Source organism: Streptomyces sp. NBC_01410 (assembly GCF_045040195.1).
GTDB lineage: Bacteria > Actinomycetota > Actinomycetes > Streptomycetales > Streptomycetaceae > Streptomyces.
In genome coordinates this window covers 753,852-778,432 of sequence record NZ_CP109530.1, presented here as the reverse complement: position 1 = coordinate 778,432, position 24,581 = coordinate 753,852, and the positions used below count along the sequence as shown (strand labels likewise).

General features: G+C 67.6%; 19 protein-coding genes. 7 read left to right on the top strand and 12 right to left on the bottom strand.

The window, feature by feature from the left end; genetic code table 11:
• The first annotated feature begins 102 nt into the window (after positions 1-102).
• Positions 103-459 (top strand): PRC-barrel domain-containing protein, encoded by a 357-nt coding sequence (locus OG741_RS03550; RefSeq protein ID WP_405595035.1) that lies wholly within the window; start codon positions 103-105, stop codon positions 457-459.
• Between the two features lie 32 nt (positions 460-491).
• On the top strand, positions 492-662 hold the full coding sequence (locus OG741_RS03545) for a hypothetical protein (protein WP_405595032.1): 171 nt from the start codon (positions 492-494) through the stop codon (positions 660-662).
• Positions 663-1,011: 349 nt separating this feature from the next.
• Here the strand turns inward: OG741_RS03545 and OG741_RS03540 are convergent, their stop codons facing one another.
• The 3 genes from OG741_RS03540 to OG741_RS03530 form a co-directional block, all read right to left on the bottom strand.
• Positions 1,012-1,845: a YhjD/YihY/BrkB family envelope integrity protein gene (locus OG741_RS03540; protein WP_405595030.1), complete on the bottom strand. Its 834-nt coding sequence runs from the start codon at positions 1,843-1,845 to the stop codon at positions 1,012-1,014.
• Between the two features lie 237 nt (positions 1,846-2,082).
• Entirely contained in the window at positions 2,083-3,534 is a 1,452-nt protein-coding gene (locus OG741_RS03535) for a radical SAM protein (protein WP_405595028.1), read from the bottom strand.
• Positions 3,534-6,149 carry a glycosyltransferase gene (locus OG741_RS03530; RefSeq protein WP_405595025.1) on the bottom strand — a complete coding sequence of 872 codons (2,616 nt, stop codon included), beginning with the start codon at positions 6,147-6,149 and terminating at the stop codon, positions 3,534-3,536. The genes OG741_RS03535 and OG741_RS03530 overlap by 1 nt, the downstream gene beginning before the upstream one ends.
• A 251-nt stretch (positions 6,150-6,400) precedes the next feature.
• Here OG741_RS03530 and OG741_RS03525 point away from each other — a divergent pair, with 251 nt between their 5' ends.
• The 3 genes from OG741_RS03525 (at position 6,401) to OG741_RS03515 (ending at position 10,317) form a co-directional block, all read left to right on the top strand.
• Entirely contained in the window at positions 6,401-6,685 is a 285-nt protein-coding gene (locus tag OG741_RS03525; RefSeq protein ID WP_266485419.1) for a hypothetical protein, read from the top strand.
• A gap of 487 nt (positions 6,686-7,172) precedes the next feature.
• Positions 7,173-8,528, top strand: coding sequence for a chloride channel protein (locus tag OG741_RS03520; RefSeq protein WP_405595023.1), 1,356 nt, complete (start codon positions 7,173-7,175; stop codon positions 8,526-8,528).
• 1,258 nt (positions 8,529-9,786) lie between these two features.
• The gene (locus OG741_RS03515; protein ID WP_405595021.1) at positions 9,787-10,317 is read left to right on the top strand and encodes a gluconokinase; all 531 of its coding nucleotides are present in this window, start codon (positions 9,787-9,789) and stop codon (positions 10,315-10,317) included.
• Here the strand turns inward: OG741_RS03515 and OG741_RS03510 are convergent.
• The 8 genes from OG741_RS03510 to OG741_RS03475 form a co-directional block, all read right to left on the bottom strand.
• A complete protein-coding gene (locus tag OG741_RS03510; protein ID WP_405605365.1) occupies positions 10,295-12,694 on the bottom strand; it encodes an NB-ARC domain-containing protein in 2,400 nt (799 codons plus the stop codon). The genes OG741_RS03515 and OG741_RS03510 overlap by 23 nt on opposite strands.
• 97 nt (positions 12,695-12,791) lie before the next feature.
• Complete coding sequence (locus tag OG741_RS03505; RefSeq protein WP_405595019.1) at positions 12,792-13,265, bottom strand: hypothetical protein; 474 nt, start codon at positions 13,263-13,265, stop codon at positions 12,792-12,794.
• A 217-nt stretch (positions 13,266-13,482) separates the two neighbouring features.
• Complete coding sequence (locus OG741_RS03500; protein ID WP_405595017.1) at positions 13,483-15,045, bottom strand: SpoIIE family protein phosphatase; 1,563 nt, start codon at positions 15,043-15,045, stop codon at positions 13,483-13,485.
• A gap of 300 nt (positions 15,046-15,345) precedes the next feature.
• On the bottom strand, positions 15,346-15,807 hold the full coding sequence (locus OG741_RS03495) for an ATP-binding protein (protein WP_405595014.1): 462 nt from the start codon (positions 15,805-15,807) through the stop codon (positions 15,346-15,348).
• A 388-nt stretch (positions 15,808-16,195) separates the two neighbouring features.
• Positions 16,196-17,404, bottom strand: a complete 1,209-nt coding sequence (locus OG741_RS03490) for an MFS transporter (protein ID WP_405595012.1) — start codon at positions 17,402-17,404, stop codon at positions 16,196-16,198.
• Between the two features lie 534 nt (positions 17,405-17,938).
• Complete coding sequence (locus tag OG741_RS03485; RefSeq protein WP_405595010.1) at positions 17,939-18,169, bottom strand: hypothetical protein; 231 nt, start codon at positions 18,167-18,169, stop codon at positions 17,939-17,941.
• A 390-nt stretch (positions 18,170-18,559) separates the two neighbouring features.
• Positions 18,560-18,970, bottom strand: coding sequence for a VOC family protein (locus OG741_RS03480; protein WP_405595008.1), 411 nt, complete (start codon positions 18,968-18,970; stop codon positions 18,560-18,562).
• A 173-nt stretch (positions 18,971-19,143) separates the two neighbouring features.
• Positions 19,144-20,121 (bottom strand): AraC family transcriptional regulator, encoded by a 978-nt coding sequence (locus OG741_RS03475; protein ID WP_405595006.1) that lies wholly within the window; start codon positions 20,119-20,121, stop codon positions 19,144-19,146.
• A gap of 313 nt (positions 20,122-20,434) precedes the next feature.
• On the opposite strand from OG741_RS03475, the gene OG741_RS03470 reads away from it, so the two are divergent.
• The gene (locus OG741_RS03470) at positions 20,435-21,157 is read left to right on the top strand and encodes a response regulator transcription factor (protein WP_405595004.1); all 723 of its coding nucleotides are present in this window, start codon (positions 20,435-20,437) and stop codon (positions 21,155-21,157) included.
• On the opposite strand, the gene OG741_RS03465 is transcribed toward OG741_RS03470, so the two are convergent.
• Complete coding sequence (locus OG741_RS03465) at positions 21,141-22,448, bottom strand: beta-ketoacyl-[acyl-carrier-protein] synthase family protein (RefSeq protein ID WP_405595002.1); 1,308 nt, start codon at positions 22,446-22,448, stop codon at positions 21,141-21,143. The genes OG741_RS03470 and OG741_RS03465 overlap by 17 nt on opposite strands.
• A 180-nt stretch (positions 22,449-22,628) precedes the next feature.
• Here OG741_RS03465 and OG741_RS03460 point away from each other — a divergent pair, with 180 nt between their 5' ends.
• Entirely contained in the window at positions 22,629-24,551 is a 1,923-nt protein-coding gene (locus OG741_RS03460) for a fatty acyl-AMP ligase (protein ID WP_405595000.1), read from the top strand.
• The last annotated feature ends 30 nt before the right edge of the window (positions 24,552-24,581 follow it).

Genomic DNA, 24,581 nt, shown 5'->3' with positions numbered 1-24,581 from the left:
GGGGGCACACTGAGAAGTGCTGAGGTCACAGGCCCGGGGCGAGGCGCGACCAACGGTCGGCGAGCACGCCCCGAGCGGTCGGGCCTCCGGGAGGGATCCAAGATGATCCACGTGGGCGATATCCGCGAGTGGCGCGGTTACGACGTCACTGACCGCGACGGACACAAGATCGGCATGCTGGAAGCGATCTATGTGGACACCAGCACCGACGAGCCGGCCATGGCGACCGTTCGGACCGGTCTGCCCACCCGGCACCGCCTTGTCTTCGTACCGCTGGACGGCGCGACTATCGGACCCGGCTACGTCAAAGTCGCCCATGACAAGGCGCTGGTGAAGGAATGCCCCTCGATCGGCACGGACGACGTCCTGCCGGCCGAGGAAGAGGAAGCGATCTTCAAGCACTACGGCCTGACCTACCAGCCGGGCACCGGCGGCGAGCGCCAACTCGCCCGGCGCTGAACGCCCGCTCCTACGAAGGAGGCATCCGCGTCATGGTGCTGTTCCTTGTCGTGCTCGTCGTGGCCATAGTGCTGGGCATCATCGGCGTGGCCGTCGAGGGCATGCTCTATCTGCTCTCCATCGGTGTATTGCTCCTCTTGGCCGGGGTGGCGTACCTCGCCGTTCGCTCGGCATTGCGCTCACGCCGACGCTCGGCCCGCTGACGCGCAGGCTCACCACGCTCCCGCCGAGCGCCGACCTCGCCGAGTGCCGCAGGGCGGCCGCGCGCCTCCTGTGCCGGCGCGGCGGCACGGCGGTCGTGCCGACGGGCGGCAGGGCGAAGACCGGTCCGGATGCCGGTTCGTGCTGCCAGGAACGGATATGCGCGGGAGCCTCCATCTACCAGTAGTGCCGTCGTCAGCGGACCGCTTGACCGAGCGATCCCAGGATCCACTGGACGGGCCCGATGACGACCAGAATGAACCCCGATGGTCTACAGGATGGCGATGTCGGCTACGACACCGATGACGAGCCCCTGCCTCGAGCGCGTAGACGTTGACCAGCTCTGAGATCTCACCCTTGCCGTTTCAGTGCATGTGCCGCGCGTGGGATCTCTTCGTGCGCCAGCCGGCCGACCAGGGCACCGCCGAAGACAACGACACCCACACCGACCAGCCAGGACTGGATGACCAGGACGGTTCCGACGGGGCCGTAGGTGATGGTGTTGGATGCGATCAGCGGTGAGAAGACGAGCCGGGAGAAGACCCTCAGGCCGAGCAGCCCGATCACGGTGGCGACCGCGCCGGGAAACAGGGCACGCCAGCGGATCCGCCCGCCGAGCAGGAATCGCTGAGACCACCAGAGGAACAGGAGGGCGCTCAGTGACGCGACGGCCCCACCCGCAAGGGGTTCGCGCCGTAGCGTGGTGGTGGCGGAGACGAAGAGGTATCCGGTGAGGAAGCCGAGCCACACCACATGACGCCACCTGGCCCACCATCGGGCCGGCGGCAGATCCCAGACCTTCTCGTAGCCGGTCTGCACCGCGGCCCCGAAGCTCAGGCCGAACACGGCGAGGGCGGCGATGCCGAAGGCGGTCGTGGTCCGCAGTGCCTGGCCGGGCTGGGTGAACAACTGCTCGACTGCTGCTCTGGAGGCGGTCGACACGCCGAGCCCTTCGCCGAGCCACTGCGCGAACCCCCGCCCGTGCTCGGGATCGGCAGAGGAGACGATGATCAGCAGCGGCACCAGCGTGAGGAGCCCCAGCGCCGCGAAGCCCAGCGCACGCGACCACAGCTCAATCTCTCTGCTCCGCCGCCATCCGCGCCCGACTGGTGAACGGCTGATCACGCGGCGCAGCCGTCCGAACCAGGATGAACGGTCCGCGGCACCGGAAGGCTTCATCGGCATCCCTGTCGACTACCACGACCGGAGCCCTTACCGTGCGAGGGCGCGACGCAGAGGTTCCCAGATAGCCTGGCAGGACAAGGGGCTACCGGGGCTCAGCGGGCTGCGCCTGCCGGTGGGGGCCGTGGGTTCGCGTGAGGGGAAGTGCAGGGGACGCGGGGTGTCGGTGGTGGACCAGCGCCCCCGTCTCGTGTGCCCGTTCGGGGGTGTTTCAGCGGCTGCTGTGTGGTCGTCTGGACGTCAGAGCTCGGTGTTGATGATCGCCTCGATCAGGACTTTGCCCTCCGACGTCATGTTGATCTCCTTGGCCCGGTCGTCCACGGCAGTCAGGCCGCGTTCCTCCAGTGAACGAAATATGTGCCGCCACGGCTCGTCCAGCAGGGACCGTCCGCTGAAGCGCCGCTGGTGGAGCTCGTCTCGCAGTGGCTGGAGGGTCGACAGCGCCATCTTGATCGACCTGGCCTCTTGGGCGTCTTCGGAGAACCGCGTCGCTGACTCCAGCGGAAGTCGGCCGGCCTCCAACGCGGCGGAGTACGTCTTCGGGTTCACCTCGGTGATCGCCTCCGACGTCCGGCAACTGGAACTACCACCCAGTCCGATCGCGACCTCGGCTTCCTGCTTGTCCTGGTCGACCATGATGGACTTCCACTTTTCCGGGCCGAGGCCGTCTCGCGCGAAGTACATGGTGGGATGCTCACGGAAGCCTCCGCGGGTCAGGCCCTCAGTGAGGACCTCGCGCATCTGGTACTGCTCCCCGAGGGACGGCCAGCGATGGCCGGTTTCGGCCAGCTTGCTCCGGTAGGCGGGCAGTTGCCAGGCCGCAGGCTTCATCCCGGACACTCCGGTTCTGGTGTCGCTGAAGGACCTCAGATGCAGCTTGGCGCACACCACGGCCGTGAGATCGTGCTCAGCGACGATGTCGAGGTCCCTGCGGACGCTGTCGACGCTCTGGTCAAGCAGCCCGTACATGAGGTCGATGCTGATCCACTCGAAGCCTACGCGTTGTGCGTTGTCGATGAAGTCCACACACATTTGCGCGGTGTGCTCTCGGCCGCACTGCTGGAGCACCAGGTCGTCGAACGACTGCACCCCGCTGGACAGTTTGGTGCAGCCCAGTTCGGCGAGCAGTTCCAATTTCTCGACGGTGAAGGTGCTCGGATCCCCCTCGAAGCGGATGGCCGTGTCCGGCGTGAAGTTGAAATTCTCGCGATAGAAGTTGATCAATCGGCGGATAGCGCGCGGTGGCAGCAACGATGGAGTGCCGCCGAAGACGTTGAACTCGCCGATCGGCGCGGACCCCAGATGGGGTACCTCACACAGCCACATTTCAGCTTCACGAATGTTCCAGTCGACCCATTGGCCGGCCATCCGTTCGGTGGCGTCCGGCCTTCCCTTGATCAACACCACTGGGTACTGGCAGAACCGGCATCGGTACGCGCAGGTGGGGATGTATGACCACAGGTGGATGGGCGCAGTCGCGGCGAGTTGCGAATTGAGATCGGTCAGGAAGTCCGACGGCGAACAGTCCGGGATGTTGCCAGGGAACACGTGGGCGCCGAAGGGATCCTCCGTCACGTATTCGAGCAGGTGTCGATTCGCTGGGGCAGCCAGCACCTCCAGCACCGAAGGCACCGGATATCGCGGATCAACCTCATACAGAGAGGCCAAAGACTGTCCATTGCTCAGGCTCATCAGAACACCCCTCCATTTCCGAAGTAGTTGTGTGCCTCGCCGGATTCCCTGTCCTCGCAGAAGTACCCGACAAACTCGGAGAACCGCTCGGGCGGCACCTCGCGCAGGCAAGCCGGCAGCGGTGGTGGATAGCCGATGTCCTCACCCACGGTGGCGCGCAGCCTGGCGAACAGCTCGTCGGCGAACTCGAAGTACAACCGGTAGGACGGGGTCTTGTAGGAGTGGATCGGGGCGAAGTCGATCAGCCGCATTTCGTCCTTGATCTCCGCGATCCGGTGACCGAGCCGATGGGCGAGAGAGGGTCCGAAGAACTGGATGACTGCGTCGTTGTCGAGAAGGGAAGGGGTCAGCATGACGGGGAGGATGGTGTTCTTCGGCGTGAAATCCTTGACGGAGAAGTCCCACGCTTGTTGCGCTTCGTCCTCAGTGAGATCTCCCTCACGGTCCAGCGTTGGGTCCTGTACGCGAATGTCCCGCATGACGATGATCCCGTCGGATCCGTAGGCCCGACCGGTGATCACCTCATCGATGGCGTGGTTGACCCTCCGCGGATTGATTTGAACTCGAGACGTGGGAACATAGGTGATCTCCTCCCCGGAGTTGCGAACCCGAATCCCGAAGTCCCAGTCGTCGGAAAGATGGTTCACGAAACGCCCGTCCTGCAGTTGGTAGGCGATCTCGATGCCGCCGACCTTCTCGTAGGCGTCTCTGTCGACCGCAAATCCCTTGCCGTCCGGGAAACCGCCGAACAGCCCGAACGTCACGGCTCGGCAGCGGAGCGTGCGCTGGATGGCCGCCCACAGCCGTGGTCGGCGGGTGAAGTGCTCTGCGGCGTAGTAGTAGTTGCAGACACCGATGGCAGCCTTGCTCGACTCCATAGCGGCGAACAGCTCCCACAACCAATACTCGTCCACCTGGCAGTCAGCGTCGGCCGAGACGATGTAGAACCTCTCCTCGGCGGCGCGGCGCCCGCGTCTTCTACTGCGTACCGACGCGAAGTCCATGCCCTTCTTCCGCGCGCAGGCGACACCCTGCTCGTGTTCCGTGACGACGTGGATCGCCAGATCGGGGTGGTCGGCGGCGAATCGGCGCGCGATCTTCACCGTGTCGTCGGTGGAGTTGTTGTCCACCACCACAATCTCGTACAGCGCCTTGTCGAGCGGTCCATCTGCACCACGCTGTCCGTGGAGTGAGCTCAGCACGGCAGGCAGATTGTCCGCTTCGTTGTAGACCGGCAGTACGACGCTGAGCCGTGTCCGCTCGTCCATCGGGGCCGGGAGCAGCTCGGCCAGCACCTGATCGACACGGGAAGTATCGAACTGTTCCTTGCCGAGCCGGTAGTTGAACTCCGCCGTTTCCTCGCTCCGCTGCTCGTCCAGTACCAACTTGGCCACGCTGTCAACAAATGACTGAGTGGGCAGATCATTTGTGGTGAGTTCCATGACCGGGGCGCGGAAGCCCCTGTCGCCGTACACCGTGTCGTACAGGGCGTAGCGACTCGTGATGTAGGGGACGTGCGAGGCGATCGCCTCCCCAATCGGGTTCCCATAGCTTTCGTAGTCATAGGAGGTGAGGAACGACATCACGTTGGCGTGGGCGAGCAAGTCCCGCACCGAGTATCCGCGCCCGGAGGGACATCCGACATGGGTTTCGTGCGGCGCGAGCCAACCGCCGAAAACGACCCGATCGCGCACTCCGAGCGTCTCGGCGAGACGGATGAGCTTCGCGTGCTCCTCCGGCGATTCTGAGGTGTCGCCGGCAACGAAGAGATAGACGTCCGCGAGGTCCGCGAGCTTGGCCACCAGGTGTATGTCCCGGTCGATCCGCTTCTGCGGGATGATCCTGGTACAACGGGCGATGAGCACGGCATCCTCCGGGATTCCGTGTTCGCGGCGAAAACCGGCGTTGTACTGGTCAACGACTGCCGGCACGTGCGTGAAGCTGTTGGGGAAGACACCGATGTTCTGCAGGCCCGGAATCCACTCAAGAGTCTTGCGCCGCGCCTCCTCGTGCGGCACGACATAGTAGATGTGTGGTGAGTTCACAGGAGCCACAGTGCGCGAGTACGGAAAATCACCGTACTTCTTGATTCCCGGTTCGCTCTGCCACATCAGATCGTGGTCCCGCCACAGCACGAACCGGCCCAGCTTATTCCGCCGCCCGTAGTGCTCGATGGCTCGGTAGAGCGCCTTCGTGTACACGATGTTCTCCGGCAGAGTGCCGTTTTCGACCATCACGAAGGACACGTCGAGGCGTTGCCAGTGCTCCACGATCCGCTGACCCAGCGCCTCGGCGACGGCGTCCACCCGCGGCAGCAACTGCTCGCCCAGGCCGTCCTGAATGTACTCGTGCAGGACGGCGGCAACGAACGATTGGTCGTAGCCCGGGATCTCGTCGATGCCGTCGATCCGGTCGAGTTGAACCCAGTCCGGAAGCAGCGCGGCTTCGTCGGTGTAGGGCCTGAAGAATGAATTCTTGTCAGCTTTGATGTCGTAACCGAGGTCGAGATACGCGCGATAGCCCTGGTCCCGGAACGCTAGCGCGGTCTTCACGAACTCCACCACCACGCCGGAAATCGGAGTGGCGTCGAAGGAGACTCCCCACAGAACGGTCATGGAATCGACGCTCCTGCCCGCTGTCGGACCTTGCGGATTCCTCGACGCTAACGCGCTCGGCGACCGCTGGCGAGGGCACGTCAATGGCCTGCGAGAACGATGGCCCCCTGGGCCGGCTCCGTTGCCGTCTCCCGGCGGGAGCTCGCCTCCTCGGGTGACACCACGGCTGCACGTACCGCCACTTGGGTGGTAAGGCGTCCTGAGCCGTCGGTCGGGATGCGTGGTGGTTCCCTCCGGTGGATGGTGGAGTCATGAACCAGCACCACCATCAGTCCCATGGGACGCTCGAGATCGACACCCGGCTCGTCACGACCGGTGCCGTGCTCACCGCAGCCGGAGCCATGGTGGCGTGCGCCGGCATGGCCATGGCGGCCTTCGCCGTGTTCACGGCAGGTCGGCGCATGATTCGCGACATGGACGTGCCCCCGGCCCAACAGGCGGCCATGAAGTGGCGGCAGGCCAAGGAAGCGTCCCTGGCGGGCATGCGGGCGTGGCAGTCCGCGTCCGACGCCCAGAACGGGTCGCTCGCCCGATAGGTCCGGCGAAGCCGCTCCGCCCACCGGGTCCCGGACCCGGTGGGCGGAGCGATGCCTCCTGTCGGGGACTACGTGCCGACCCGGCGGTAGGGCGGTCGGGTTGCCCGGCCGCGATGCCGCCGGTTCGTGCCGCAGAGCGGGAGGCAACCATGGCGCGTGCGACGCCTCGGAAGATCGCGGGCCACGGGCGCCGGATCGACTGGCTCGTGGATCCCGGCGACCGGCGCCCGACGAGCTGGAGATCTGTCAGCCGGACCGGGACGCCCTCGACTTCGCGAGGGTGTCTCCCTGTCAGACCGGCCGTGACGGGACCGTCCATCCGGTAAATGCCGTGGCTACCCGCTTGGGTGGCTCCGGAGTGCTGGCGTCAGGACTGCGTGCCAGGGTGGAAAAGCGCCGCTCGAAGCCGGTGGCGGGCATTTGGGCATTCGCTGGGAACAACTGGTGAGACCACAGATCAGGTCCGCATCGCGAGGAGGCAGTGCGCATGCCCGTCGCCAAGCCAGGACCGGCGGACGCGTCACCCCAGGATCCACTGACTCTTCTCCGGAGCCGCAGTTATCTGGGGCTTCTGGTGATGGCCGCACTGGTCGGAGTGCCGGTGTCAGCGGCGGCGTTCGGCTTCCTCGCGCTGGTCGGCGAGCTCCAGCCGTGGATCTACACCGATCTGCCCAAGGCGCTGGGGTTCGATGGAACGCCAGTGTGGTGGCCGCTGCCGCTGCTCGCCGTCGGGGGACTGCTGACGGGGCTTGCCGTGCAGTATCTGCCGGGACACGGAGGCCATGAACCGACAGGCGGGTTCAAGAGTGGTGGCACGCCCCGGCCCATCGAACTTCCCGGGATCTTCTTCGCCGCGCTGGCGACTCTCGCCTTCGGTGCGGTCCTCGGACCGGAATCGCCTCTCCTGGCCCTCGGCGGCGGGCTGGCCGTAGCCGCCGTGCGCCTGGTCAAGCGGGACCTTCCGGAGCGGGCGAGCGCGGTGATGGGAGCGGCGGGCAGCTTCGCGGCCATCAGCTCGCTGCTGGGATCGCCACTGCTGGGAGCGTTCCTCCTGATGGAGGCATCGGGGCTCGGCGGGCCGATGCTGGGCGTGGTGTTGGTGCCGGGGCTACTCGCTGCCGGCATAGGTGCGCTCATTTTCGTCGGTCTGGGATCCTGGACGGGCCTGGGCACTTACTCGCTGGCAATCCCGGACGTGCCGAAGGCCACGACCCCGACAGCCGCAGAATTCGGCTGGGCGCTGGTGGTCGGACTGTCAGCCGCCTTCCTGGGCGTGGGAATCCGATGGCTCGCCGTTCGCCTGAAGACGCACGTCGAACGCCGACGCGTGCCGGCCACGGTGGTCCTGGGCCTGGTCGTGGCGGGGCTGGCGATCGGCTATGCGGAGAGCACCGGCAAGCCCGCGACCGACGTGTTGTATTCCGGCCAGGTGGCGCTGAATCCCCTTCTCTCGCAAAACGCTGCGTATTCGGTGGGCACGCTGTTGCTGCTGGTGTTGTTCAAGGGCGTGGCCTACTGCGCATCGCTCAGCAGTTTCCGGGGAGGCCCCATCTTTCCGGCAATGTTCGTGGGAGCGGCGGGCGGCCTCCTGCTCTCCCACGCCCCGGGGCTGTCCCTCACCGCGGGGTTCGCGATGGGCATCGGAGCGATGAGCGCCGCGATGCTGAGACTTCCGTTGGTCTCCGTCCTGCTCGCCACACTGCTGATCGGGTCACAGGGGCTCACCGTGATGCCATTGGTGATCGTCGCTGTCGTGGTCTCGTACGTCGCGACCGCCAGGCTCACACCTCGTCCTGACCCGGAGCCGGGTCGGGAGGAAAAGCCGAGTCTGCAGCACCCCTGAGAGCGCGTCCGGAGCGCTCAGGACGCGAGGAATCGCGAATGCCCTGGAACGGGGAAGGCCGAGTCATGGCGGACCCGTGGTGCTCGGCGCAGCACTGCTCGTGGGCGAGGTGCTGGGACTGCCGGTAGGACTTGCGGAAGGGGGCGCCGTCGGCGAGACCGACTGGCTGGGACGGCCACTGGAGGGACGGGGCGTAGGCCTGGCCTTCACGGGTGGACCGGTGGGGGCTGCGGGAGTTCGGGCAGCCGGGGATTCCCGGTCAGTGGCCGTCGGACGAGGGCGCCGAGTCGCATCACTGTTCCGGTCCCGGGCACTTCCTCTGGCCGGGTGCGTGGCCGGCCGTTCCGGTATACGCGTGGCTCCAGGTGATTCGGTGACGGGGACATCCGGCTCGTCGGAGGATGCCTGTTCCGGGCTCGGCGCTGCCAGTGGTGCGCCGGCGGAGTCCGGAGACAGCAACGATGCAGCGGCGAGGCCGCCGAGCATGGCGAAGGTGGCCGCGGCAAGAGTCCGACCGCCGTACTTCTTCAGTCGCGGCGCAGAGCGGCGCCGGGCTGACGGCGCATCCGCTGAGGGAGCGGGCGACCAGGAAACGTCGGGGGACCCGAAGGAGCCGGGTCCCTCGATGACGAGGGCATCCAGCGCCGCCAGGTCGGATGCCCGTGCACCGCCGCTCCCATCGCTCGGCGTTGCCATGTCGGAGTCGTATGCCCCGCACTCTGGGCATGTCACGGCGCCGTTGAGGGCGCGGCGGCAGGGAAGGCAATAGTCCATGGGTTGACCGCTCAGTACGTGATGCGCAGGACGGAACCGCAGTCGGCCGACCAGGCTGCGGGGCAGCCGGCGGCCGGAAGGCGCCGCTCGGTGTCTTTCGGAAGGACCCTTGGCATGTGCGAACCTCACTCACTCACCGGTCTGCAGGCGGGCACCGGTTACCGAGGTCAACGAGGCTGAGAGAGCCGGCGTTCAATCAGCGGCTGAAACGTGGGCCACGCAACTCCCTTGGAGGTTGCGGCTGGTCACATCAGCGCCATCGGTCCGCCGTCCGGGCCGACAGCCCCGGCCCACTCCGAGTCAACGGCATTCACCTCCGGGGGCTGAACGTCCTCTTCTGCGCGGTGATTCTCTTCGCCGCTGTGATGTACGGAGCAGACTTCGATGGCGGTGTGGACACAGGTATCTGCACAGACGTCCAAAGGACCACGTCAAAGTCTGAGCACTGGCTACCCTTGTGCCCGTCCAAATACAGGGGTGATGCATGGGCAGCGACGGTCGTCCGCAACGCGTCGTGGTGGTCATGGGGGTTGCCGGTTGCGGGAAAAGCACGATCGGTCGGCTGCTCGCCGAGAAGCTGGGTGTCTCCTACGCGGAGGCCGATGACTTCCATCCGCCCGCCAACATCGCGAAGATGGCCGCGGGACAGCCTCTCGACGATGATGATCGGCGCCCCTGGCTGACGGCCATCGCGGGCTGGATCCGGGACCGCGGCAGAGCGGGGGAGGGCGGGGTCGTCTCGTGCTCGGCGCTGAAGCGCCGCTACCGGGACATGCTGTGCGAGGCCGGGTCGCCGGTCTGGTTCCTGCATCTGACCGTGGAGCGCGCACTCGTGGGGGAGCGGGTCGCCGCGCGCGGCGACCACTTCATGCCGGTCTCCCTTGTGGACTCGCAGTTCGAGGCGTTGGAGCCGTTGCAGTCCGACGAGCCGGGCGTGGCGGTCGACGCGTCCGCCACGCCCGAGGAAATCGTGCGGGAAGCCGTCGCGCGCCTCAGTCGCGCCGGAACCGTATGAGCCGTGCCGCGACCTGTTGGCGCGCGGCGGTGGCACCTATCTCGGCGTAGATCTCTGCCGCCATCTCCAGAGCCTGCACGACCATGTCAGGGGTGCTGCCGATCGTCTCCCGGCAGCGGCTGATGCCGTCCCATGCCTTCGCCAGCTCAAGTCGGCTGCCCACCTGCCCGGCCGGCTCGAGGACCGAGTTGAAGTCGGCCAGAGCCTCACGACGGTCACCTGCCTTCTCCAGCAGGATGCCCCTGTGATTGAGCACCTCTACGACTCCGAGCTCGTCGCCGACGTCCCGGTAGCCTTCTCCGGCCGTGTCCAGGTGGCGGAGCGCCGTATCCCTGAGTCGGGCGTCCTGTTGGAGCAGGCCGACATGGAAGAGGGAGACCGCAAGATTCTTGGTGGCGTTGGCGGTGCCGATGCCGTCACTGATGGTGTCGTAGAGCGCCAGCGCCCGCTGGAGCAAGGTTGCTGCGCGGCGGAAGAGGCCTTCGTCGTTGCGCTCGATCCCTACCTCGTTGTGCACGATGCCTTGCTCGTTGAGCGCGTTGGCCTGTCCGAGCTTCTTGTCCTCGGGCGTGATGTGGTCCGGCAGGTCGCCACTGAAGATGACCTCCGCCTCGCTCAGGGCCTTGAGGGCGTCGTCGTGGAGGCGGCGCAGTCGGTTGATGATGCCCAGGTCGTTGAGGGCCACCGCGAGCGCGGGCCGGTCACCGATGCGCCGGGCTGCGTCCGCCGCCGCAGCGTGTCGTTCGGCCGCCTGGTCCCAGGGCCCGTGGCTGCGCAGCGGGCCGGCCATGGCACTGGTGAGTCGGATGGTCCAGCGGTCCAGACAGTCGCTCCACTCCTTGTCCTTGCGCCGGCCCTCGTCCTCCAGTCGCGCGATGTCGAGGCATGCCAGCAGGTGCGTCCGGTGCCGCTGGTACCACGCCAGAGCCTCAGTTCTCGAGGAGGTGACGGGGGCGGTCGTGGTGTTCCCTGCGGTCGGTCCGGGGCGCGACGGGGGCTGGTGCGGTTCGACGCGGGGACGGACGTGGCGGGTCAGCGACGGCTCGGCGCTGGCGGACCTCTCAAGGGCGGTGCGCCAGTAGTGGTCCAGCATCCCGTCGATCGCCTTGTGTGTCGTGGTCGGGCGGACCTTCCCCCTGGCAAAGGGAACGAGCAAGTCGTGCATGGTGTAGCTGACATCGGCGTTGTGGGCCGAAGGCAGGGCGACGATGTCGAGGAGGGACGCGTCGCAGAGGCGCTGGAGGTGGGTGCCGATGCAGGACTCCTTCTTCCTGCGGACGAGCGTGGGTGACAGGTCGGCCAGTGCGGCCGCGGCGCGGACGCTGAAGTCGGATCCGAGTGGATGGAGTCCCAGCAGCCTGAACACCCGCTGTGTGTTCCGTGGCAGATGCCGGTAGGACGCCTCGAAGAGAGCGGAGACCGCCAAGCTCTCCGAGGAGCAGAGGTCGTCCAGGCCTTGGAGAGGGCTCTCGGCCTGGCTGGTCTCGGCCAGTATCCGGTGGAGATCGGCGCTGCTGCCGCGCAGCCGCGCGGCGAGGATTCGGATGGCCAGCGGCAGATGCCCGCACTGCTTGAGCAGACCGGCCAGGGCATCCTGCTCGATGTGGTCGGCGTCCTGGCCGGCCGCGTGGTGGAACATACGCAGGGCGTCGGCTGCCTGCGGCGGCTCGAGGTGCAGCGGGGCGCAGTCCAGGAGGTGGAGCCCGGTCCTGTGACGGGTGGTCACCAAGAGGAGGTGCTTGCCGTCACCCGGTAATACCTGCTGAACGTGGGCGCAGTCCTGGACGTTGTCGAGTACCAGCAGCGTCTGCCGGCCTGACGTCCAGCTGCGCCAGAGTCTGGCGCGTTCGACTTGGCTGGTCGGTATCTGGCTTGCGCTGATTTTGGCCACCTGGCTCAGGAGGGCGGCCAGAGTCTCGGTGGGCGTGGGCCGGGTGTCGGAGTAGCCGCGCAGGTTGAGGAATTCCTTCGGTCCCTGGAAGCGGCCTTTGATTTCGTGCGCGGCGGTCAGGGCGAGAGCGGTCTTGCCCACACCTGCCATGCCCCACAGCACGACGACAGCTACGCCGTGCCTTTCCCGCTCCAACCGGTCCACTTCAGCGCGGATCGAGGCCAGTTCCTGGCTCCTGCCGGTGAAGACCGAGCGGCTGGGAGGGCACGGCAGAAAGTCGTTCGTGAAGAGGGGCTGGGAGCCGGCGCCCCCAGCTTCCGTGCCCTGCCAGTCACCCATTTCCCGAGGCCTTTCTGCAACCCGGTAGTTGACCTCCATGTCGCCGTGCTGTACGAGGAACGACGTGCCGGCCTTGTTCGTCTGGGAGTAGCGCGAACCGGGCACGAGGCTCGGATGGGGGCCGCCGTGCTCGGCCCCGGGAGGCATGTTCACAGCCGACCACCGCGCCCTGTGGCCGGCCCCGACGGCTGTCGCCCGGCGTCCGCCGTGGCGTTGCGCCTCGCGCCGGGAATTGCTCCTTGGTTCACCGGTCACCGCCGCGGTCCGCTCCGGCGCCGGGGGCGCTGCCCCGCGACTGTGACGGGGACACCTGACTCACGTGGATGCTGCCGCCGCCCTGCACAGCGAAGAGCTGACCGCCATCACGGGCGGTGTTGTTCTGCACCCAACTCTGCTGGTGCTGGGGGAGCTCATGGCACACCTCCTCCACCATCGCTCTCAGGTCGTCTTCGGCCTCGGGGTGTTCGCGCAGGAGCGCTGCCAGTCGCCGCCTCCAGGGCCCGACCAACTCCGTGCGGACGCCGTCTGCGTCCTCGTCCTCCTCTACGAGGGCGGCATCACCGCGCAACTGCGCCTCGACGGCGTCCAGCGCGTGGCCGCGGCGATGAAACAGCCGGGCCGCGGCGGCTTGGGCGGACTCCCACGCATTGGTGGCCATCGCCGCGACGATGGTGTGCGCGCCGGCCATCGCCAGGGTCGTCAAGGGATCCGTGTCCAAGGTTTCTCCTTCAATCCGGTTCGGGTGCTCACCGGACAGGACCTGGGCCCGGCGCGTTCACTGGATCTCGCCGAGGGATCCGCCGGTGGCGGGGCATCGCGCTCGACTCCAACATCAACTGCCTGGCCCGGATCCCATGCTGTCCTACAAACGCATCATTCCGGCTGAACTGGCCTAGCGCTGGGCTTGAAGGCAAGTTGTGCAAGAAAGGAAAATCTCAGTCGAAACCGTCTGTAAGTCGATCCATGTCGGACGAATCCTGATCGCGGACGGGAGTCTCCTCGCCTTCTGGACAGGGCCTGGCGCGGGCGATGAGCAGGGCTACGTCGTCGTGATCTCCCGGGTGCCGCAGGCAGCGCAGAAGCATGTCGCAGGTGTCGTCCAGCGAGCGATCGGGGTCGTCGAGGACTTCGAGGAGGGTGTCCAGGCGTGCGTCGATGGGCTGGTCGCGGGTCTCGACCAGCCCATCGGTGTAGAGGACGAGTTGGTCGCCCGACACGACGTCGAGGCGGGTCGTGTCGAAGGGGACGCCACAGCCGCCAAGCGGTGCGCCGGTGGGCAGGTCCAGAAGTTCGCGTTTGCCGTCCGGATGGAAGAGGACGGGCGGCAGGTGCCCCGCGAGGGAGACGTGGCACTGCGCGCTGTGCGGGTCGTAGACGGCGTAGACACAGGTGGCGATGGTGTCCAGGTCCTCGGTGATGTGGTCGAGGTGCTGCAGGACCTGGGCGGGGTCGAGGTCGAGGCCGGCCAGGGTGCGGGTGGCGGTGCGGAGCTGGCCCATGGTGGCGGCAGCGCTGACGCCGCTGCCCATGACGTCTCCGACGACGAGCGCGGTCTTGTCGCCGCCGAGCGCGATCACGTCGAACCAGTCGCCGCCGATCTCGCTGGCTGCCTGCGCGGGCTGGTACCGGGAGGCGACGGCCAGCCCAGGCCTTTGCGGTGGCGGGTGGGGCAGCAGGCTGCGCTGGAGGGTGAGAACGGTGCGGCGTTGTTCTTGGACTGCACGGTGCCGCTCGGTGACGTCCACGCTGGAGGTCACCACCCCCAGCACTTTCCCGTTGGGTGCTTCGAGCCGGTGGAAAGAGATCGACCACGCGTGCTCGTTCTCCGGGTCGGCGGGGGTGCGGCCGACGGTGTACTGGTCCGAGACCGGGGTGCCCGTGGCCAAGACCTCGCGCATCGTCGCTTCAAACGATTCGTCCAAGAAGGGCAGCACGTCATGGACGTGCCGGCCCACATGCTCGGCGGCTGGCACGCCGTTCATCCGCTCCTCCGCCGGGTTGACCGAGACGTACCGAAGGTCGGTGTCCAGTACACCCAGTCCGATCGGCGACTGGGACACCAGTCGGGCGGACAGTGCCAGATCCCGTTCGACCTGCCGTAGCGTTGCCTGATCCGCGGCAAGGCCCAGGGCGTAGTTGTCCCCCTGGTCGTCCTGCAGCCGCATGTTGCGGAACTCCACCAGTCGCGTGCTGCCGTCCTTGTGCCGGACGGGGAAGACGCCGGCCCAGCTGCTGCCCTCTTCAATGACCTGGGCGAACACGCCCAGTACGACCTCCATCTGCTCCTCATGGACCAGCATGTTGCCCGCGTACTGGCCGAGGGCCTCCTCGGCGCTGTAGCCGAACAGGTCCTCGGCCTGCGGGCTCCAGAGATCGATCCTGCCCTCGGCATCGAGTACGACGGCGGCGACGCCCAGCATGTCCAGCAGACCACCTGACGCGACGGAGGCAGACCCAGCCGGTCCCAGGTCGTCCCCGAAGGATCCCGTTGGACTCATCGCAGGCACTCCTTCCGCCCGCCGCCGCAATATTGCTGCCTGCCACGGCTCGGGCCCGCGCGTCGCCCATCGCTCTGGGCTACTCCATGGTCCCCCCGCAGCCGCCGACCACGCACCCCCCAGCTCCGCTGCCCGGGCTACCCGCTGGGCGAGCAGATCGGTGGGCCCGTAGGCGACGGAGGCGCGGCAGGATGCGCGTCCATCAGAGGCTGACCTGGGAAGATGCCCCGCGCGCCTCCACCCTCGGGCGAAGAGGGCAGGGCCGTTGATCGGTACCGCACCTCCGCTGCGCGGACAGAGTCAGCTGGGCCTCTTGTGCTCAAAGTGCATCACCGGGCAGGCGGCGGCCAGACATGCCGCGAGGTCCGAGCTGTCCGCGGAGTGGGCGGCGGGGAAGACCGCCTGGATTTCCTTGCCGTGCGTGTGCATCGGGCGTACGTGCAACGCGCCGCCGGCCTCGCGGGCGAGGCTGTCGACGATCATCAGGCCTCGACCGCAGTCCCGTCCGGGATCGGCCTTGAGCTGTGGGCGCGGCAGGAAGGGGTGGTCGTCATGCACGGCCAGCGCCAGCGTCGTCCCGGTTCTGGTGAGTGTCACCGTGGTCCTGGCCGACTCCGGGACGGCGTGCCGTGCGGCATTGCCGACCAGCTCGGAGATCACGAGCGAAGCCGTGTGCAACCCGTCCTCGTGCAGCCCCCAGTCCCGCAGGACGGCTGTCGCCCTCTTTCGGGCGACCGGGACCTCCGCGGGTACCGCGAGCACGGTGAAGCCGTAGACGCACACAGCGTTGCCCGGCTTTGGGCGAGAGGCCGGGACGCGGTGTGTGTGGGTACGGCGCCGTGCCGCGGACGGATTCAAGACGGTGGTTCGCATGGCGATTCCCGGTGGTTTGCCCGGCAGGGTTACCGGCGGCTGTTGAGTTGCGCCCTCCTGAAGGCGCGGTCTGTGACCAGCGGCCGGCCACGCTGAGTCGACCGCTGCGCACGGTCGGTTCCGCGGGAGCGGAGTGGGAGTGCTACCGACCGATGTTCGACATTGCCGAACCTTAATCGGGTTTCGGTGATGGGACAAGGGTCAGTTCAAGGCATTTGTCTCCACTGGGCAGTCCAGGCGTCGGCTCCCCTCGGGCAGGAGGGCTGGGGCGCCCTGTTTACGCCCCCGTCGGCGGCCGGCGTGCGGCGTACGTTCCCGCGCCCGCGGCCAGCAGCATCACGCAGCCCGTGAAAATCAGCCCGGCCTCGCGCAGCCCGATCCATGTGGCCATGGCGCCGACACCGACCACCGGCAGGGAGATCCCGGCGTAGGCGACGACGAAGAACGCCGAAATGGTGCCGCCTCGTTGCTGTGCCGGGGCCGCGCCGCTGACCAGGGTGAGTGCCGCGCGGAAGGCCAGTCCCTGTCCGCTGCCGCCGCACAGAGCGCCCAGGACGAGCAGCACCAGGGATTCGGCGATCAGCGACGATGCCACCAGCATCAGGCCCACGACGAGGATGCCGCACCCCACGGGGAGCGCGAGGCGCGTGCCGATCCGTTGTGTCAGGGACTGCCCGACGGTCGAGGCCAGGAACACGGAGAACGCCAGCCCGCCCGCGACGGCCAGGTTGTGCACACCCAGCGTCTGCGAGGCGAAGCTCGGTGCGACCGCCGTGAACAGCCCGAGGAGCGCGAAGCCGGCGAACGCCGCCACCGCGGCGGGCGCGAAGACACCCTTCACCTCCGGAGGCACCGTGAGCCCTTGCGGCTTCAGAGGCGGCCATCGCTTCGGCTCCGCCACGGTCTCCGGCAGGAACCAGGTGATGCCACTCGCCACAGCCACCAGCCCCAGGTGGACCCAGAACGGCAGCATCAGCGGCCACGGCGCGTACTCCGCGAGCAGCCCCGAGAGCAGTGGCCCGCAGCCCAGACCACCCATGTTCGCCGCAGTGGCGGCGAACCCGGCTCGCGCCTTCTTGCCGGGAGGGGCGAGCTCGATGATGGCCGCTGTCGCCGCCCCGCTCAGCAGGCCGGCCGCGCCGCCGGACAGCAGTCGTCCCGCGAAGAGCAGAGGCAGACCGCTCTGCAGGAGGAAACATCCCGCACTCGCGGCCGACAAAGCCATGGCGCACAGAAGCACCGGTCTGCGGCCGACCTCGTCGGAGTAGTTCCCCGCCACCAGCAGCACGGTGATGACCGCGACCGCGTAGACGGCGAAGACCACGGTCACCATCAGCTCGGAGAACCCGATCTGTTCCTGGTAGAGCCCGTACAGCGGTGTGGGCAGAGTGGTCCCGGCCATCCCGATGGCGAACACCGCGGCCGCAGCCGGATAGCCCGGTCGCCAACCGCTGACTGCGTTCACTGCTCCCTTGCGAACGATCACGCACGTCACCTTACGAGCGGTGTCACGGTCCGCATCGTTACTCGCGACCCGGCTGGGCGGCCGGGCGCGCGGCGGTCATCGTCCGCGGGTTGCTCCGCGCCGCCGGTGGGCGGGAAGGGGGGAAGCCGGATAGGAGTCGTCTTCCTCCTCGTCCAGTGGCGGCAGTTCGACGGTGTAGCACGGCTGGAGGAACAGTCCCTGATGCTGCGGTGCAGTCGGCGAGCCTGCTGTGTTCTGTATGGGCTGAGCAGGATCGAGGTGGGGAGAGGCAGCAGTCATGTACAACCATCCGGAGTTGAGGGCGGCGCGGACCAAGGCGGAGCTGCCGACCGGTGATGATCGGAATCTGTTTGCTCCGCGTGCGCATGCCCATTAGATCGTATTGGGGGCGGCAGCGGCGGCGATGGCTTCCTGCTCGCGCTCGATGGCGAACTCCGCGCTTTCCCAAAGCCGCCCGTGACCTCACCGCCGCAGCCGCCGTCGGCGCTCTCACCCTCGACATCGGCGAGCGCAGCTCCCGCGCACGATGCCGGGTCAGGCGGCGTCGGTCCGCGCCGCGGTGACCGCCACCGTCGCGTAACGCATCGTGAAGCCGCCCCCCATCGCGTCGATGGCGGCGCCGACACCCTCAAGCACCTCCGCCAGCTTGTCCGACGATAGCTGGGTGAGGGCTCCGAGGGCAGGCATCTGGTCCAGCCACGCGTCCCGGGTGTAGGACCACTCCCAGTCGAATCGCCACTGCTCGGGGTCGCTGAACCCGTCCACCTGTCTGATTCCGCCAGCGGGGCCCTGCTGAACAGCACCTGGTATCCGTCCAGGGTTTGCCGCGCCATCGCCTGGAGGTTGAACGGCGAGTCGGGCATCACCCGCCGGTAGACCGTGGCGAGGGTTTCCGCCAGGTCAGGCGGAAGCTGGAATACGGCCGTGCACATGCTGTTCGCCGACCGGAAAGGCACTCCGCCGGAGGCTGGAGCCGTCCACAAGGTCGTGGCCGCGGTCATCGCCGGGTAAGCGGGATTGTGCAGCTCGGCGGCGGCAGCTCCAGTCCGCCGGTGCCCGTACGCCGGCAGCGGCGGCACGCCCCGCGTGCCCCTAGGGCCTCGCCACAAGTGACGCGCCGACCGCCTCGGGGGAGGCCGGCGCGTCACTGCCCGTTCAGGCCGGCTGCTCGCTGATGTTGACCAGCCAGATGATGCCGAAACGGTCCGTACACATGCCGAAGACGTCGCCCCACATCTGCTTCTCCAGGGGGACCGATACCGTGCCGCCGCCAGACAGCTTGTCCCAGTAGCCGCGCAGTTCGTCGGCGTTGTCTCCGCTCAGGCTCACGGAGATGTTGTTGCCGTACTTGTACTCCATCCCCGGCGGGCTGTCGGCGGCCATGAGCGTGAAGCCACTGTCGGTCTCGAGCATGCTGTGCATGATCTTGTCGGCTCCTGCTTCCTTCTGGCCGAAGTCGCCGAATGTGTTCACCGTCAGGGTGCCGCCGAAGATCCCCTTGTAGAACTCCATGGCTTGCCGGGCGTCGCCGTCGAAGGCGATGTACGGGTTGAGGCGAGAGGGCACGGGGTGTTCCTTTCGTGATGGGGCGTCAGTTCTGGCAGATTAGGCCGCGTGCTGCCGGTCATCGGGGCGACTCCCCGGCAAGTGAACGTCGGCCTGCTGCCGCCCCGCCATTCCGCCCGGTCCCCGCCGCCTTCAGTCTCTGGGACTTGGCTCCGTAGGCGGTCCTGAAATGATCAGAAGCGCCGGGTGGGCACGCCGGTCCGGTAAGCGCCCGGGGTCGCGCCCGTCCACCGGCGGAACGCGCGGATGAATGTCGCTGCATCGGCGTAGCCGAGCCGTGCGGCGATCTGGTCGACTCCGAGTCCGCGGGTGGACAGCATCTCGACAGCGCGAGCGTGCCGCGCTTCGTCCACCAGGCGCCGGTAGGACGTGCCTTCCACAGCCAGACGGCGGTGCAGCGTGCGGGTGGAGACGTACAGCTCGGCTGCGGCAACACCCATGTCGGGGATCCCGTCCGGCCACTGCGTGAGCAGTTCCCGTACCCGCGCTGCGAATCCGGTGTCGGCGCGGCGGGCCAGCAGGAGGTCGCACTCGCGTTCGCATACCTGCATTGTGTGCCGGTCCGCCTGTGGCAGCGACTGATCGAGTGCCGCTGCGAGGGTGACGATCGCGTTGCGCGGCGCCCCGAAGGCGATCGGCGTGTCGGCGAACGCCTCGTACGGTGCGGGCTCTTCAGGTTGTGGGAAGCGCAGGTCCAGCCGGAGGGGTGTGAAGGGCCGGCCCACAATGGTGTCCAGGATGGTGCGGATGTTGGCCATTTCCCGCTCGACGAAGAAGTGCCGGACGGGCTGGGGCACAAGCCCGTCGTCCAGGACGAGGCGGACCTCGTCCCTGTCTTCCTGAAGGTGGATCCCGACCATGGCGAAGGTGAGTTCCAGGTAGCGCAGTCCCACAGCCGCCGCTTCGCGCAGCGTCGGGCTGGCGAGGAGTGCGAAGCCCCACACGCTGTACGTGCGCAGCGGAATCCTGCTGCCGACCTCAAGGCCCAGGCCGGGAGCATCGCCCGTGGCGCGGACCAGGTTCTGAGCCACGACGAGTTCCTGCCAGGCTCGGACATGTGCGGTGTCGTCGGTGAGAGCGTTCCGGTCCACGCCGCTGCCGTCGAGGCAGGCGAGTACGGGCACTCCGTGCTCGACCCCGACGTCGACCATCGCGCGGACGCCAGCGATGCCTCGCTGGAACTGCCGCGGACTGGTGGAGACTTCGGCCGCCGCCGTGTGTCCGGAACGGCCAACAGTATGGCTGCCATTGCCTGAAACCAGCACGACCAATCCCCCTAGCATCGGAAGGGATCGATGCGGCGTATCCCGCCGCAGGCTGCCATTCAGACTATCTGGGACGCGTGTGCGGGCCAGGGCGCGCAGGTGGTATCAGCCATGGTCAGCTGGGGCTCGGCGCATCCCACAGCCATCGCGTGTGCAACCGCTGTACTGGAATTTCCGAATCGCGCAGGCGGAGTGATTGATGGACGAATTCAGCACGGTGGAAGTAATACTGGTCGACAATGAGGATCTTGTGCGCCGGGGATTTCGGCTGGCCCTCGGGGAGGCGCCGGACATCACCGTGATCGCCGATACGAGGGTCGGCGAGGCGGCACTGCGAACGGTCGAACTGCGGCGACCGCAGGTCGTACTCGTCGATGCGGAGTGCGAATTCATTCAGCAACTCGCTCGGCCGGCCCGGGCGTCAGCGGCTGGAATCACGCCCGGAATCATTGTCCTGACCAGTATTGGCCTTGACAGTCATTTGTTCGGGTCGCTCAAGGCCGGTGCGAGCGGGTTTCTGCTCAAGGGCTCAAGCCAGGAGGAACTCACCTCGGCCGTCCGGGCGGTCGCCCGCGGCGCGGCCTTCATCTGCCCCACGATGACCCGGCGGCTGATCGATCGGTTCGAGATCCTCCCGCCGCCGCACGAGCGCTCTCACGCGGCCGCTCTGGCTGCCCTGAGCGGCCGGGAGAGGCAAGTCCTGTGGGGTATCGCCATGGGCAGGTCCAACCAGGAGATCGCCCTCGATCTGCATGTGTCGCCCGCCACCGTGAAGTCCCACGTCTCGCGCATCCTCGCCAAACTCAAGTTGCCGAACCGGATGCACGCGGCGCTGATGGCTCAGCGGAGCGGCCTCGTCCAGTCGCCCCGGCCTCCTGGGCCTCCCGGCCGTCCCGCAGCCGCGGTCAGGCGGGCTTGGTGAACGCGAGGACCACGTTGTGACCGCCGAAACCGAAGGAGTTGGAGATCGCCGCCGTGACCTCGATGCGCCGCGGACGCTTCGTGACGAGCTCCACCTTCACCTCGGGGTCCTTGTCGTCGAGGTTTCTGGTCGCGGGAATCACGTCGGTGAACACACTCAGGGCCGTGAAGATGGCCTCGATCGCGCCGGACCCGCCTATGAGATGGCCCGTTGCCGATTTGGTCGCGGTCACAAGGGCATGCGGTCCGATTGATTCCAGCACTGCCGCTGCTTCGATGCGGTCCCCGACGGGCGTACCGGGAGCGTGCGCGTTGACGTGGACGATGTCCTGCGGGCTGAGGCCACTTGCGCGCAAGGCCCGGCGGATGGCACGGACCTGACCGTCCGTCGAAGGAGCTGTCATGGCGTGCGCGTCGGAGCTCATGCCCGTACCGGCGAGCGTGGCATACGTGCGCGCGTCGCGGGCTCGTGCGGATTCGGCTCGCTCCAGTACGACGACACCGGCGCCCTCGGACATGACGAAGCCGTCGCGGGCACTGTCGAAGGGCCGCGACGCGGCCTGGGGGTTCTCATGCCGGCTGGACAGGGCTCCCATACGGGCGAAGGCCGCCATGGACAGCCGGCCGATGCACGCCTCGGTGCCGCCGGCGACAACGACATCGGCACGCCCCGCACGCAATATGGCGAGCCCCATGGCGATTGCCTCCGCTCCGGAGGCGCAGGCGCTGGTCGGCGCGTGGGCGCCGGCGCGAGCGCCGAGGTCCAGACTCACGGCGGCCGCCGAACCGTTGGGCATCAGCATCGTCACAGCGAACGGCGACACGCGGTCGGGCCCCTTGGTCGAGGAGACATCATGCTGCTCGACCAGCGTCTTTCCTCCGCCGAGGCCGGTGCCGATCACCACGGCCAGCCGCTCCGGCGCCACTTCGGGTGCGCCGGCGTCGGCCCACGCCTGTCGAGCGGCGACCATGGCCATCTGCTGGCAGCGGTCCATGCGCCGCGCCTCGACCCGGCCCAGCACCTCGGTCGGTTCCTGACTCAGCCGGCCTGCCAGCCGTACGGGCAGGTCGCGGGCCCATGGTTCGTCCAGCACGGTGATCGGGGATTCACCGGCCAGCAGCGCCGTCCAGGTGGAGTGGACGTCGGCGCCCAGGGGTGTGGTCATTCCCAGGCCGGTGACCACAACGCCGGTCGTACCGATGACTGTTCCGTTCGGGAGACCGGGGAGAACGGGGAGATCCGGGAGCTTCGGATAACCCGAGAAGTGGTCGTCAGATGCTTCGTAGGACATCACGGTTCCCTTTCTGAAGCCTTCTGGGGAAATGTTCTCCCTTGGACATGGGCCGTTTGTCGTCCACTGCCCTTGGTCATGACGGTAGCCAGTACGAGGCGCTTTCCGTAACGGTCGACGGACGGAACCGTGAGGGCGACCGAAGGCTGAATTTCTGTCCGTCTTCCGGGCTACTGGACAATGGCCTCCGGTAGGGGAGGGACTCCGTCCGACGGCGAATACCCCATATTCCTCAGCCGACTTAGCATCTCTTCGAGTGCAACGGCAAAGGCAACGCCAATGGCCAAGCCGAACAGGAGGACCACGATGTCAGAGGATGCCCTCACAGATTCCCGACCCGAGCCGACGACCTTGGTCGAGCTCTGCAGGTATCGCGCGTCCAGGGAGCCCGATCGACGGATGTTCGCCTTCCTGGAGAACGGCCTCGACGAGTCCGACTCACTCGGCCTCGCCCAACTCGACGCCCGCGCAAGGGCGATCGCCGCGCGTCTGAGCAGGCAGGCCCCGCCGGGCGCTCGCGCCGTGCTGAGTTTCCCGCCGGGCCTGGACTTCGTGTCCGCCTTCTTCGGGTGCCTGTATGCCGGCCTGATCGCCGTGCCCGCTCCTCCGGTGCTGCGCGTCGGCGTCGACGACCGCTATACGCGCTTCCATGCGATCGTCGACAGCTGCCGGCCGGATCTGCTGCTGTCGAACGGGTCCAGGCTCAGCCGTGTCGAGGCGTTGCTGAAGGACATGTCCACATCGCACCGGCCGACCTGTGTGGCGACGGACGAGATAGGTGAGGCGGACGCGGATGGCTGGAACGCCCCCCGGATCGGCCCCGATACGGTGGCCTACCTGCAGTACACCTCCGGTACGACCGGTCCGCCTCGGGGCGTTGTGCTCACCCACGGCAACGTCCTGCACAACCTCTCGCTGATCCTGGCCAACGGTTCCAGTGCCACGGACGACCTCGCACGGCAGCCGCCCGTCGTGTCCTGGCTGCCCGTGTTCCACGACATGGGACTCATCTCCGGAGTTCTGCAGCCGATCTATGTCGGGTACGACGCCGTGCTGATGCCGCCCACGGCGTTCACTCAGCAGCCGGCCAACTGGCTGCGCGCGATATCGGACCGCGGGGCCGGCATCAGTTCGGCACCCGGTTTCGGGTACGAACTGTGCCTGCGGCGGGTGTCGGAGCAGCAGTTGCGTTACGTCGATCTCAGCGGCTGGCGGATCGCGGTGGTCGGGGACGAGCCGGTGCGTGCAGAGATGATCGATCAGTTCAGCGCCATGCTCGCCCCCTTCGGCTTCCGCCGCGAGGCGTTCTTCCCGAGTTACGGGATCGCCGAGTCCACCGTCATGCTGAGCGGCGGGCCGGTGGAGCCCGAACCGGTGATCCGCCGGTTCGACGCGGTGGCGCTGGCGAAAGGCAAGGTGCAGCCGTCCGCGCCCCAGGACGGGGCCCGTCGGCTGGTCGGCCTGGGCCAGTTGCACCCGTCCATGACCATCGCAGTGGTGGATCCGGCCACTGGCGAACCGTGCGCCCCGGACGAGACGGGCGAGATCCTCGCTTCCGGACCGAGTATCGGTACCGCGTACTGGAACGACCCCGAGGAGACCGCAGGTTCGTTCAACGCCGCCGTGCGCGGACACGAGGGCCGCCGGTTCCTGCGCACCGGCAGCCTCGGCTTTCTGGACGGCGGCCAGCTCTTCGTCACCTGCCGGGTGGCCGACCTCATCGTCGTGGAAGGCATGCAGCACTACCCGTACGACATCGAGGCGACCGCGGCAGGAAGCCACGCCGCCATACGGGACGGCTGCTGCTGTGCCTTCGCTGTCGAGGACGGCGGACGCACGCGCCTCGTGGTCCTGGCCGAGATCAACAGCCGATTCCGCCTGGCGGCGGGCCATGCCCCGGACACCCCGCCAGGTGCCCGCGCGATCGTGGGGGCGGATGAGGTCGAAGAAGCCGTCCGGGAGGCCGTGTTCGCAGGCCACGGCCTCCGGGCCGACGACGTTCTCCTCCTCAAGGCCGGTTCGCTGCCCTTCACCACCAGCGGCAAGCTGCAGCGCGCCCAGTGCCGGTCCAGGTACCGGGCGCGGGTGTTCGAGACGGTCTGAATTCGCTCCGTGCAGGAGGCCGCGCATATT